12 protein-coding genes are annotated in these 12,177 nt (G+C 70.9%); 5 read left to right on the top strand and 7 right to left on the bottom strand.

What is annotated here, in order from left to right; translation table 11 throughout:
• Positions 1–35: 35 nt before the first annotated feature.
• Entirely contained in the window at positions 36–668 is a 633-nt protein-coding gene (locus AC6CCG_RS31510; protein WP_496658807.1) for a hypothetical protein, read from the bottom strand.
• 100 nt (positions 669–768) lie between these two features.
• Between AC6CCG_RS31510 and AC6CCG_RS31505 the strand changes: the two genes are divergently transcribed.
• Entirely contained in the window at positions 769–1,767 is a 999-nt protein-coding gene (locus tag AC6CCG_RS31505) for an ATP-binding cassette domain-containing protein (protein WP_496658806.1), read from the top strand.
• On the top strand, positions 1,764–2,579 hold the full coding sequence (locus AC6CCG_RS31500) for an ABC transporter permease (RefSeq protein ID WP_496658805.1): 816 nt from the start codon (positions 1,764–1,766) through the stop codon (positions 2,577–2,579). The genes AC6CCG_RS31505 and AC6CCG_RS31500 overlap by 4 nt, the downstream gene beginning before the upstream one ends.
• A gap of 16 nt (positions 2,580–2,595) precedes the next feature.
• On the opposite strand, the gene AC6CCG_RS31495 is transcribed toward AC6CCG_RS31500, so the two are convergent.
• Positions 2,596–3,468, bottom strand: a complete 873-nt coding sequence (locus AC6CCG_RS31495) for an NmrA family NAD(P)-binding protein (RefSeq protein ID WP_496658803.1) — start codon at positions 3,466–3,468, stop codon at positions 2,596–2,598.
• Between the two features lie 82 nt (positions 3,469–3,550).
• On the opposite strand from AC6CCG_RS31495, the gene AC6CCG_RS31490 reads away from it, so the two are divergent.
• The gene (locus AC6CCG_RS31490) at positions 3,551–4,000 is read left to right on the top strand and encodes a MarR family winged helix-turn-helix transcriptional regulator (protein ID WP_496658802.1); all 450 of its coding nucleotides are present in this window, start codon (positions 3,551–3,553) and stop codon (positions 3,998–4,000) included.
• Positions 4,001–4,022: 22 nt separating this feature from the next.
• Here AC6CCG_RS31490 and AC6CCG_RS31485 read toward each other — a convergent pair whose 3' ends face one another.
• A complete protein-coding gene (locus AC6CCG_RS31485) occupies positions 4,023–5,324 on the bottom strand; it encodes a glycosyl hydrolase family 28-related protein (protein ID WP_496658801.1) in 1,302 nt (433 codons plus the stop codon).
• Positions 5,325–5,435: 111 nt separating this feature from the next.
• Positions 5,436–8,561 carry an AfsR/SARP family transcriptional regulator gene (locus AC6CCG_RS31480; protein WP_496658800.1) on the bottom strand — a complete coding sequence of 1,042 codons (3,126 nt, stop codon included), beginning with the start codon at positions 8,559–8,561 and terminating at the stop codon, positions 5,436–5,438.
• Positions 8,562–8,766: 205 nt separating this feature from the next.
• Between AC6CCG_RS31480 and AC6CCG_RS31475 the strand changes: the two genes are divergently transcribed.
• On the top strand, positions 8,767–9,129 hold the full coding sequence (locus tag AC6CCG_RS31475) for a hypothetical protein (protein ID WP_496658799.1): 363 nt from the start codon (positions 8,767–8,769) through the stop codon (positions 9,127–9,129).
• A 6-nt stretch (positions 9,130–9,135) separates the two neighbouring features.
• Here AC6CCG_RS31475 and AC6CCG_RS31470 read toward each other — a convergent pair whose 3' ends face one another.
• Positions 9,136–9,888 carry a spermidine synthase gene (locus AC6CCG_RS31470; protein WP_496658952.1) on the bottom strand — a complete coding sequence of 251 codons (753 nt, stop codon included), beginning with the start codon at positions 9,886–9,888 and terminating at the stop codon, positions 9,136–9,138.
• A gap of 80 nt (positions 9,889–9,968) precedes the next feature.
• Positions 9,969–10,961 (bottom strand): sugar-binding transcriptional regulator, encoded by a 993-nt coding sequence (locus tag AC6CCG_RS31465; RefSeq protein ID WP_496658798.1) that lies wholly within the window; start codon positions 10,959–10,961, stop codon positions 9,969–9,971.
• A gap of 64 nt (positions 10,962–11,025) precedes the next feature.
• Here AC6CCG_RS31465 and AC6CCG_RS31460 point away from each other — a divergent pair, with 64 nt between their 5' ends.
• Positions 11,026–11,274 (top strand): DUF2630 family protein, encoded by a 249-nt coding sequence (locus AC6CCG_RS31460; RefSeq protein WP_496658797.1) that lies wholly within the window; start codon positions 11,026–11,028, stop codon positions 11,272–11,274.
• On the opposite strand, the gene AC6CCG_RS31455 is transcribed toward AC6CCG_RS31460, so the two are convergent.
• Positions 11,262–11,828 carry an anthrone oxygenase family protein gene (locus tag AC6CCG_RS31455; protein ID WP_496658795.1) on the bottom strand — a complete coding sequence of 189 codons (567 nt, stop codon included), beginning with the start codon at positions 11,826–11,828 and terminating at the stop codon, positions 11,262–11,264. The two genes, AC6CCG_RS31460 and AC6CCG_RS31455, sit on opposite strands and share 13 nt — an antisense overlap.
• Positions 11,829–12,177: the final 349 nt, after the last annotated feature.

Genomic DNA, 12,177 nt, shown 5'->3' with positions numbered 1-12,177 from the left:
CAGTCCCGGCAGAAATCCACCACGGAGCGTGCCGCTCAGGGTGCCGAGCGGTACCAGCGGCCGACGCCGGGGAGCCAGAGGATCAGGCAGGCGATGCCGATGTAGAGGGCCGGGGCGATCCACCAGAGCAGGGAGACGGGGTAGAGCCACCAGGCGGACCAGCCGAGCGCGGCGACGCCGACCAGGGTGTGCACGATCCGGGCCCAGGACCGGCGCACCAGGATGATGAAGCCGGTGATGAAGGACGCGGTCGGGAACAGGTAGAGCGGCCAGGCCAGGCCGTCGATCAGGCCGTAGCTGAACCGCTGCAGGGCGTGATAGACGCCGCCGTCCAGCCCGTCGGTGCCGAGGCCCTGCGCGCCCACCGCCGCCATCAGCCAGGCGAAGGTGAGGCAGCAGATCCACTGCAGCGAGGCGGTCACGGCCATCGTCGCGGCCATCGCGATCACGGCCGGCCGCTGGACCGGCAGCCGACCGGGCAGCGGGCCGGACGGATAGGCCAGCGGACCGGCCGTCATCGGCGGCGGGCCGGAGGGGACGGGCGGCGGCAGCGGCGGCCCGACGTAGGGGTCGATCCGGGCCGGCGGGGCCTGCGGATCCGACGGTGACTGGCCGTACTGCTGCAGGGAGCCGCCGTACCCTCCGTACGGTCCCCCGGACTGCGTCATGCCCACCACTGTATTTCAGCCGAGGGGAACGGATCCCGGTGACGGCGCCGTGATACCGCGCTGATGCCGCCGTGAAACCGGACCGGCCGAGCATCGTGGCATGAACACTTCTGCTCCGTCACTCGCCGTGAACGCCGAGGGTCTGGTCAAGGTCTTCGGCAGCCATCGCGCCGTGGACGGGATCGACCTGGCGGTCCATCCCGGGGAGATCTTCGGCGTCCTCGGACCGAACGGCGCCGGCAAGACCACCGTGCTGCGGATGCTCGCCACGCTGCTCAAGATCGACGCCGGCCAGGCCGAGATCTTCGGGTACGACGTCCGCCGGCAACCCCATCAGGTACGCCAACTGCTCGGCGTCACCGGCCAGTACGCCTCCGTCGACGAGAAGCTGACCGGCCGGGAGAACCTCTGGATGTTCGCCCGGCTGCAGCGGATCGGCTCCGCCGAGGCCCGCAAGATCGCCGACCGGCTGCTCGAGCAGTTCGGCCTGACCGAGGCCGCGAACCGGCCGCTGGACCAGTTCTCCGGCGGTATGCGGCGCCGGCTCGACCTGGCCGCCAGCCTGATCACCCGACCGCCGTTGATCTTCCTCGACGAGCCGACCACCGGCCTCGACCCGCGGACCCGCGGCCAGATGTGGGACACCATCCGGGAGTTGGTGGCGAGCGGCTGCACGCTGCTGCTGACCACCCAGTACCTGGACGAGGCCGACCAGCTGGCCGACCGGATCGCGGTGATCGACCGCGGCGTGAAGGTCGCCCAGGGCACGCCGGACGAGCTCAAGTCCTCGGTCGGCAACTCGACTCTGCAGCTGCGCCTGACCGACCCGGCCGATCTCGGCACGGCCGTTCCGCTGATCAGCCGGACCACCGGCGCCGAGCCCGTCCTCACCCCGGAGGTCGGCGCGATCAACGTCGCGCTGCTGGACGCCGACCGGGCCGCGACGATCTTGATCGCGCTGCGCGATGCGGGCGTCTCGATCGCGTCGGTCTCCGTACAGAAACCCACCCTGGACGAGGTCTTCCTCGCCATCACCGGGCACGAGGCGACCACCGCCGAGCCCGACGACACCGACGAACTCCTGGAGTTGGCACGATGACCACCCTTGACCTCCCCGCGGCGACGATCACTCCGCCCCGGGCCCACCTCGACCCGGCCGACACGATCAGCCAGACGCTGACCATGGCCTGGCGCGCGTTGAAGCGGATGCGCCGCAACCCGGAGCAGTTCTTCGACGTGACCATCCAGCCGCTGCTGTTCACCGCGATGTTCGCGTTCATCTTCGGCGGCGCGATCTCCGGCGACGTGCAGTCCTACCTGCCGCTGCTGATCCCGGGCATCCTGGCCCAGACCGCGCTGACCGCCTGTATGGCGACCGGCGTCCAGCTCCGGGAGGACATGGAGAAGGGCGTCTTCGACCGGTTCAAGTCGTTGCCGATCGCCCGGATCGCACCGCTGGCCGGCCCGATGGTGGCCGACCTGGTCCGCTACGCCATCGCCTCGACGCTCACCTTCGCCGTCGGCATCGCCATGGGCTACCGGCCCGGCGGCGGCGTCGGCGGGGTGATCGCCGCCATCCTGCTGGTGATCATCGGCAGCTGGTCGCTGGCCTGGGCCTTCACCTTCGTCGGCACCGTCGCCCGGTCCGCCCAGGCGGTGCAGGGGATCTCGATGATGATCATGTTCCCGCTGACGTTCCTGTCCAACGCCTTCGTCCCGGTGGAGACGCTGCCGGTCTGGCTGCAGTGGTTCGTCAACCTGAACCCGGTCTCGCACATCGTGTCGGCCGCTCGTGATCTTGCCAACTCGGGCGCGGTGACGGTCGAGGTGCTGTTCGCCGTGATCGGCTTCGCCGTGGTGATCGCGATCTTCGCCCCGCTGTCGGTCTGGTCCTACAAGCGGAAGCTCTGATCATGGTCGGTCCGGCTCAGCCGACCAGGTCCAGGTCGTGGCTCGCGATCCAGGCGTCCAGGTCGTGCCAGCCGACCTCCGGGTAGTCCCGGCGGAGCGCTGCGAGGTCGACGGTGTAGCCGCCGGTGCGGAAGAACCTGATCATCCGCAGCCCATCCTCACCCAGCTGACCCTCGACCGCCTCCTCCGGGATCTCCTGGTACGTGATCGGCCGGCCCAGCCCGGCCGAGAGCCGCTCGGCCACCTGGGCACCGGTGGCCTCGACCGAGGCGAGCTCGATCCGGCGGCCGGCGAACCGCTCCGGGTCCCCGATCACCAGCGCCGCGAACGCGGCCAGATCGGCCAGCACGATCTGCTGCAGCGGGACGCCGGCCGGCAGTGCGAAGGCGTACGTCCCGGTGCGGAGGCTGTCCTGATACCAGGGCGTCGTGAGATCACCGAGGAACGCGGCCGGCGCGATCACCGTGTGCCGGCTTCGTCCGGCCGTGAGGTGCCGCTCGACCTCGGCCTTGCTCTCGAAGTGCGGGATGCCGGTGCCGTCCAGGGCGCTGGCGACGGAGGCGTACACCAGATGGGGCACACCGGCCGCACCGATCGCGTCCGCCGCGGCGATCGACTGCCGCGTCTCCGTCGCCGGATCGGCCTCGAACGGCGTACCCATCAGGTAGGCCGTGTCGGCGCCCCGGGCGGCCGCGACCAGCGACTCCCGGTCGTCGAAATCGCCCGGCCGGAGCTCGGCACCGAGACCCGCCAGCGCTGCGGCGGCGGCCGAATCGGGCCGTCGGGTCAGGGCCCGGACGGTGTGCCCGCGACGCAGCAGTTCGCGGGCGACGGCGCCGCCCTGGTTTCCGGTGGCCCCGGTGACCAGCACGGTACGAAGATCGCTCATGATCAGTTCTCCTTGTCTCAGCAATACTTGTCTAGGCAAACATTGACTGAGCAAGTGTTATTCCAGGTCTACGATGCCGATCATGAGCGCGCAGCCGGACCGGGAGCTGGCCTGGCTCGAACTGCAGCAGGCGACGTCACGCCTGCGGTCCGCCCTGAGCCGTCGGGTCGCCGAGCATGCGGGGATGTCGGCGACCGAGCACGACGTGCTGTGGCAGCTGGCCAACGACGTCGACCGCCGGATGACCATGTCCGACCTGGCCGAGCGGGCCATGATCACGCCGAGCGGCGCGACCCGGCTGGTGGCCCGGCTGGAGCGGGAGGGCTGGGTCCGGCGGGAGACCGATCCGGACAACCGGCGGATCGTCTACGCGGTGCTGACCCCGGCCGGCGCACGGGCCACCCGGACCGGCCTGAAGCCGATCCACCAGGCCCGGCAGGAACTCTTCGACGACCGGCTGACCGACACCGACGTCGCCGACCTCCGCCGGGTGCTCGGCAAGCTGCTCCGGCGACTGCCCACCGTCGAATAGACGACTGGAACACGCGCTCCGCTCAGGCCAGTCCGCCGACGTAGGCGTGGTTGTCGGCGACGTGGTTGTTCGCACCGAGATTCTGGACCGGAGGCGGAGCGGTCCCGGAGTCGACCTGGCTGAGGTTCGAATGCGCCACGCAGCCGCGCGTGGTCGCGGCGAGATGCACGACGCCGCCGCTGGACGCGCCCGTGTTCCGCCCGATGTTGTGGGAGACCATGCAGGCGACCGAGTTGTGGATCTCGAAACCGTTCTTGCACGAGTTCGCCTGGTTGTGCAGCAGGGTGATCAGGTTGCTGTCGCGGACCTCGATCGGCACCTCGCGGTCCGCCAGGCCAGACGTGTCGAACAGCTGGTTGCCGGTGATCCTGCTGTTGTTGCAGTCGATCACCCGGACCCCGGCCCAGTCCTCGCTGCTGCCGGCCAGCTTGTAGATCAGGTTGTCGCAGACCCACGAGTCACTGGTCCCGCGGAGCTCGACGCCGGCCACCGCGGTGTTGAAGTGACTGTCCCGGACGGTGGTCCAGGGCCCCTTCCGGCCGTTGTCGCCGACCAGCGTCTGGACGCCGATCTTGCCGCCGACGACCACGGCGTTGTAGATCACGATGCCCTCGTTCAGGGGCCCGATCCGGATGCCGACGCCGACGTTCGACAGGTGCGGGTTGGTGATCAGGCTGTCCACGCAGCGGCCCCGCAACTCGATCCCGACGCCCTGGCCGTCGCTCCGGTAGTTGATCGTGTCGATCATCGTCTTCCACGCGTCCTGCAGGTCGATGCCGATGGCCCAGTTCCCGGTGGTGCCGGCCAGATCATGATCGAATTCGACGTTCCTGATGTTGCAGTGCGGGTATTGCCCGGTCGGGCTGCTCCAGACGCCGCGGATCGCGCTCCGGCCGTCCGGGCTCCGAGTCAGGACCGAGAGGTCGCGTACGTTCAGGTAGTCGAAGTCACGGGTCGCCTCATCACTGTCGAGGGCGAGGTCGAAGCCATGGCCGGCCGCGGTGAAGATCACCCGCGCTACCCCGATGCCCGCACCGATGATCGAGATCGAACGCGCCGAGCTGGTGATCGTCCGGTCGCAGCGGTAGGTGCCGGGCGGGAAGAAGATCGCACTCAGCTTGCCGGCCTGATCGATCGCCTGCTGGATCGCCGGAGCGTCGTCGGTCTGGCCGTCGCCGGTCGCTCCGAAGTCCTTCACGTTCTGCCAGTCGCCGGCCTCCTCGGCGTGCGCCGGTCCGGCCGCGGCAACGATGGCCGCGGTCCCGAGCGCAGCGCCGACCGCACCCAGACCGAGAAAGTGCTTGCGGCTGATCGAATCGGACATCCTCGTCCTTCCAGTTGGGTCGTGCCAGCATCATGAACCGATTCATTGAATCGATTTATTGGGAACGTAGTGCCGCAGATTCCAGCCAGTCAAGAATCCGGTCCGGACCGGTCAGAGGAGTTCCTTGATCACGTGTCGGACCTCGTCCCGGAGGTCCCGCGGCAGACGGCCGGCCAGTGCTGCCCCGAGGCGATCGAGTTCGCCCGGACAGGCCTGCTCGATGGCGGCCAGGACGAGCTCGGCCCCGGTCGACGGAAGCGTACGGACGACCGTGAAGGCCTTCGCGTACGCCAGCAGGCGAACCGCCTGGTCCGGTCGCTGCGAGGAGAGCCAGGCTCCGAGGGCGAAGACGACGGTGCCGACGATCGGGAAGTCGGTGAACGCGGCGTCGGGGCCGAGATAGCTGTCCAGCTTGCCCAGCAGGACCCGGTACAGATGCTCGGCGTCGTCGGGCGCGCCGAACCGGTGGAAGGCGCACAGCGCGGCCGACTCGGTGAACAGCAACCACGGTGCGTGTTCGGAGATCATCGAGTCGGGCAGCCGGAACTCGCGCATCCGCGGCAGCGCCTCGCGGTACTCCTCGAGGCCGGCGGCGATGTCGCCGCGGGCGAAGGCGAGCTCGGCGTCCAGGGTCGCCAGCACGGTGTCGCCGCCGTTCAGGTAGGACCGGACCTGACGGGCCCGCAGCTGCTCGATCTGCTCCTCGGCCCGGTCCAGCCGCCCGGCCCAGATCGCGGTCAGCGCCAACAGGCCCTGCATGTGCGCGGCGTCGTCGGCCGCGTGCAGCCGTTCCATGATCGGGAACGCCTCGGCGGCGTACCGTTCGCCGGCCCGCCAGTCGCCGAGCTGCAGGTGCAGTTCGGACAGGCCGTTCAGCAGCACCGCTCGGATCCAGGGGCCGTCGGAGTCCCGGCAGAGCCGCAGCCCGCGTTCGCCGGCCTCGATCGCCGCGTGCGGCGCGCCCTCGTTCTCGGCCAGGTGCATCAGCCACTGGCTGGACTGCAGCGCCAGTTCGCGGTCGCCGGACCGGGAGACCTCGGCCAACCGGTCGATCCGGGCCTGCAGCGTCTCGTCGTCGCCGAGCATGAGCATGGTCCGGGTCAGGGCGGCGATCCGCGGGTCGGCCGTGCCCGGGCCGAGGCGCTGCAGCAGTTCGATGCCGGTGTCGACGGAGTTCTCGCCGTAGTAGATCACCGTGTTCACCAGGACGGTGACGATCGCAGCACGGGTCGCGTCGGCAAGATCATCGGGCGGGTCGTAGCCGTCGAGCGCGCGCTCGACACCGGACACCAGGCCGACGATCCGCTGATGATCACCGACGATCCACCAGAACCCGCCCATCGTGGCCAGGATCGCCACGACCGCGTCGGTGTCGAGATCGGCGACGGCCTGCCGCAAGGCCTCGTTGAGGTTGCCCTCCTCGATCACCAGGCGATCGACGGTGGCGTACTGGTCGGGGCCGTGCAGCGACCCGTACTGCTGCCGGCAGAGGTCGACGGCCCAGCGCCGGACGGCACGGTCGACGTCGGCGGTCTCCCCGAGCCGGCGTTGCTGCAGCAGCCCGTACTCGCGAACGGTCTCCAGCATCCGGTAGCGGACCGTGGCCCCCTCCTCGACGGTGATCAAGGACTGATCGGCCAGTTCCTCCAGCAGCCGTACCGGATCGCCGCCGACCACCGCCGCCGCGCCGGCCAGCCCGAAGCCGTCCCGGAACGCGGCCAGCCGGCGCAGCGCGTCCCGGCCCTCCTGATCGAGCAGGTTCGCCGACCAGTCGATCACCGCCTCCAGCGTGCGGTGCCGGTCCGGTGCCAGCGGATCCCGGCTGCGCAGCAGACCGAACCGATCGGTCAGCCGTTCGGTGATCTCCGCGACCGACATCACCCGGATCCGGGCGGCGGCGAGTTCGACGGCGAGCGGCAGCCCGTCCAGCCGGTCGACCAACGCACCGATCTGATCATCGTCGAGCACCGCGTCCGGCCGGGCCGCGGTGGCCCGGCGCCGGAACAGGGCGACCGCATCGGAGCGGCTGAGCTGCGGCAACGGGTAGGTCCGCTCGGCCGCGATCCCCAGTGGCGCCCGCGAGGTGGTCAGCACGGTCAGTTCGGGCAGGTTCGCCACCAGCGGTGCGACCAGCCGGGCCACCCCGTCGATCACGTGCTCGCAGTTGTCGATGATCAACAACGTCGGCGCGCCGGCCAGTTTCTGGGCCAGCCGGGACCGCAGGTCGGCCCGCTGCTCCGGGGTCAGCGCCCGCCGCGACGCCACCGAGTCGCGGACCCCGAGCGCCGACGCGACCTCGATGATCACCTCGTCGTCGCCGGTGATGCCGACCAACTCGACCAGGTGCACGATCGGCTGCGGTGCCGCCCGGCCGACGGCGTGGGCCAACCGGGTCTTGCCCAGCCCGCCCGGCCCGATGATCGACACCACCCGAGCGGTCGTGATCAGGCCGACCACGGCCCTGGTGTCGGCGGCCCGGCCGATCAACTGATCCGGCTCGAACTGGACGCCGGCCCGGACCGGCCGGTCCAGCGCCAGCAGGTGGGCCTGGACCCGCTGCAGTTCCGGGCCCGGGTCGGTGCCGGTCCGCGCCGCCAGGTCCCGCCGATGCTTCTCGTACCGGTCCAGGGCGGCGGCCGGTCCCCGTACCGCGGCCTCGCTGCGCAGCAGCGCCGCCAGCGCGGTCTCGTCCACCGGGCCGCCCTCGACCACGGGCGTCAGCGTGGCCAGCGCCGCCGGATGATCACCGCTGCGGCTCTGGGCGAGGCCGAGCAGAGTGATCAGCGCGGCCCGGTGCCGATGCCCGGCGGTACGGAGCTCGGCGACCGGATCGGGCAGGCTCGGGTCCGGCGCGGCCACCGGGATCGCGAGCGCCTGCTCGGCCAGCCGGCGCGCCTCCGCCGTCGAGCCCGACTCCAGCGCCGTCCGGGTCAGGGCCACCGCCTCGGCCAGGGCGCGGGCGTCCACCGCGGTGCCCGGGGCCAACCGGTAGCCGGTCTGGGTGCGGGTGATCAACTCCGCCGAGCAGGCCGCCCGGGTCCGCGAGACCAGCACCTGCAGGGCCTTCGTCGGATCGGCCGGCGGATCGTCGCCCCAGACCTCCTCGATCAGCCGGGCATCGCCGACCGGAGCGCCGTCCGCCCTGGCCAGCGCGGCCAACAGGGTCTGCGGCCGGGTTCCGGGTACGGGTGCGCCCTGCCAGCGGACACCGTCGAGGACGGTCAGGGCGTACTGCACGGGTGCCAGCATAGGAGGGTGCTGAGCCCTGGGGCTCGTAGCGAGCGGTGTCCAGGTGGGTGCCGGGCAAGGCGGAGGAGGAGAGCGTAGCGGTGTTCTACGCGCGACGACGACAACGCAGCCCGGCGCGTGCCTGGGCGCCGCTCGCTGCGGGCACCGGGGCTCAGTGCCCTCCTAGGGAGGGTGACACCGGTACGGTTGGGCGATGGCGTACGAGAGCGTCGAAGTCGACACGACTCTGACCGTGGATCAGATCGCGAAGGTCTTCCGGCGCGCGATCAAGACGGCCGATCCGGATGCCGGGTTCGGGCCGATCGAGATCGCCGAAGGACAGCCCGACGTTTACGGCGCGTACGCCTCGGGCAAGAACCTGATCATCCGCTGGTGCATCCAGATCTTCGTCCGGGAGGACGGCGACAGCCGGCGGGTGCAGTTGATCATCCTCGGCTCGACGATGCTCGGCGCGGCCTGGAAGGGCACCCGGAACTCGTACTCGGCGTCGATGGGCCGGGGCCGGGCCGAACTGGTCGTGGAGGCGCTGCGCGAGGTGGAGCGCCAGCTCGGCTGAGCCGCTTCAACTGAAGTGGCTCAGTCCGTCCGGCGGCGCAGGCGACTCCTCCGCATCGGCGTCGGTGTAGGGCTCGGCCGTCCCGGCCAGCTGATCCAGCCGTTCGCCGTGCACGACCCGGTACGGGAACGTGGCACTGCCGGCCCGTTCGGCCAGCCGGGTCACCGGCAGCGGCACCGCGGAGCCCATGATCAGGATGTTGCCGAACCGGCGGCCCTTGAGCGTCGCGGACTCGGCGACGAAGACGGTGTCGGCGAAGGTGGCCCGCAGCCCGGCCAGCACCCGGCGGGCGTACCCCAGCGGAGCCCGGTCGGTGATGTTGATCATGACCGTACCGTCGTCGGTCAGCACGCGGGCGGCGTCGGCGAAGAACTCGGCGGTACCGAGGGCGGCCGGCACCCGGGCCCCGACGAACGCGTCGACGATGATCAGATCGGCGTAGTCGTCACGCAGCCCGGCCAGCCCGGCGCGGCCGTCCTCCGGCCGCACCTTGATCCCGCTCCGCTTGTCCAGCGGCAGATGCTGCCGGACGAACGCGGTCAGTTCGGCGTCCGGCTCGAAGACCAGCTGGGCCGACGTGGGCCGGGTCGCCGCGACGTAGCGGGGCAGGGTCATCGCGGCGCCGCCGACGTGCACCACCCGGAGCCGTCGGCCGGGCACGGCGTGCGCGTCCACCGCATCCGCGATCCGTTGCACGTAATCGAATTCGAGCCGGTGCGGGTCGTCCAGGTCGACGTAGGACTGGTCGGTGAAGCCCATCCTCAGGGTGTACGCCCGCGGGTAGGCGAGGTCGCGGATCAGCCGCACGCCGCCGGGACCGGGGCGCAGTTCGAGATCGGTCACTCGGCGTCTCGCTCGATGATCTTGCGGGCGGTGCCCAGATCGGTGATCAACACGTCGATCCAGCCACCGGCCGCGGCGGCCCGGATCGCGTCCACCTTGCGGTCGCCGCCGGCGATGCCGATCACCCGCGGCACGTTGCGAAGTTGATCACTGCCGATGCCGACCACCCGCTCGTTCAGCGGCGTCGTGATCAAGGTGCCCTGGGCGTCGAAGAAGCGCAGGCAGATGTCGCCGACCGCGCCGGCGGTGCGCAGCGCGTCCAGCTCGGCGTCCGGCACCGCGTTGCCGGACTCGCGGAGCAGCGGCGACGGGCTGAGGCTGCCGATGCCGGCCAGCAGCACGGTCAGCGCGTCCCACTCCCGGGTCAGCTCGGCGATGAACGGATCCTGCATCAGCGCGTCCCGGACCGTCGGGGACTGCACGATGCCGGGCGCCGCGAGGAACTTCGGCGCGGCACCGGTGACCCGGGCGAACTGGTCGGTGAGCCGGGTCGCGTTGACCTGGACCCGCGGGTCGCCGACGCCGCCGAGCACCTGGACGACGTCGGTCGCCGTGGAGATCGTGCTCGGGCGCATCGCCTCGGCGGTGGCCAGCAGGGTGGCCGACCAGGAGCTGATCCCGATCCGGTCGGAGCCGGTGAGCGTGGTCTCCAGGTACGCCGCGCCGGCCGCGCCGAGCGCCAGCAGCAGCGTCGATTCGGCGTCGCCGTCGTAGTCGGCGATCACCACGTCGGTGAGCCCGTACCGCTCGCGCAGCCGGTCCTCGAGGTCCGTGTGCACACCGGACGGCGCGACGACGACGGTACGGACGATGCCGAGCTGGGCGGCCTCCTTGAGGAACCGGGACACCCGGGACTGCGACATGCTGAGCCGGTTCGCGATCTCCGGCTGGCGCACCCCCTGCTCGTGGTACATCCGCGCGATCTTGGTCAGCAACGCGAGCCGGTCGGTGCTCAACCGGGTGCGCGGGGTCGCGGGACGATCGAGCATGCTGCTCAGCGTAACGTGACGTCGTAAGCTGACCGCGAGGATGTGATCCGGCCGGAGGTGCCTGATGCCGAACGAGAAGTCGATCATCGAACACATCGACGCGCTGGTCGCCGAGGAGCGTGAGCTCCGGGACCGCCGGGTCCACGAGCGGACCGAGGTCGACGGCGAACGCCAACGACTGCAGGCGATCGAGGTCGAGCTGGACCAGTGCTGGGACCTGCTCCGTCAGCGCCGTGCCCTGCGCGAGTTCGGCCAGGACCCGAACGCCGCCGAGGTGCGTCCGGCGCGAGTGGTCGAGGACTACCGGGGCTGAGCCGTCGCCGTACTGCGGCCGAACAGGACCAAGGCCCAGCCCAGGCAGATCGTGGCCACCACCGTGCCGACGGCGCGGATGTGGTTGAGCACGGTCCAGGTCTGTTCCTGGAACGCGGCCCGGACCGCGCCCGGATCGGCCAGCTGCTGTGGATCACCGGCGTACCGGATCACCTGATTGAGCGGCTCGTTGGCCGCCATCGTGATCATGATCCCGATCACGTCCAGCACCAACGCCGCGATCAGCCAGGGCCACAGGTTCCGGCGCCGGGTGCCGGCCAGCGCGGCCCAGGCGATCCCGGTCAACAGCAGCGATCCGAGGATGCCGAAGCCCATGAAGAAGGGCCCGAAGATCGCCCCGTCCAGCCGCTGCTCGACGATGACGAACGTCCGGTCGTCGGTCGCCGCGAGGGCCGGCATGATCGTCTCGGACCAGTGCAGGTAGACCGCCGCGACCAGCCCCATGGCCAGCGTCGCCGCCAGCAGCAGGGCCGCACGGAACCGGTCCGCGACCGACATTCGCGGGACCGGGTAGCCGGGGTTCGGGTACGTCATGCCAACCAGTCAACCGGCGACGGCGTGGTCCGGCCATGTCCGAGCGGCTCACCTCCATGTCCGTCCGTCCGCCCCACCCCGCCGGCACCGCCCCGGTCTCGGTCGGGGTTGAGGGGAGCCCGGCGCCGGGGCCGGCTTCGGGAGTCGCGTCCCGCAACGGCTCGGATCGGGCGCCTGTCGCAGAATCACTGCTGACGGCGCGCTACGGCCGATTTCAACGTTCACCCCTCCGAGTTGAAGGGAGATCGCGACATCGACGGCCGGGACCCGGACCGCCCAGGTTCGATCGGCCACGCACACGACGCGTTCCGCGGCTCCGCCCAGCTCCCCGACCGACCGGTCACACCTG

The organism is Microlunatus sp. YIM B11417, from assembly GCF_059617205.1.
This window is presented reverse-complemented; position numbering and strand designations above follow the sequence as displayed.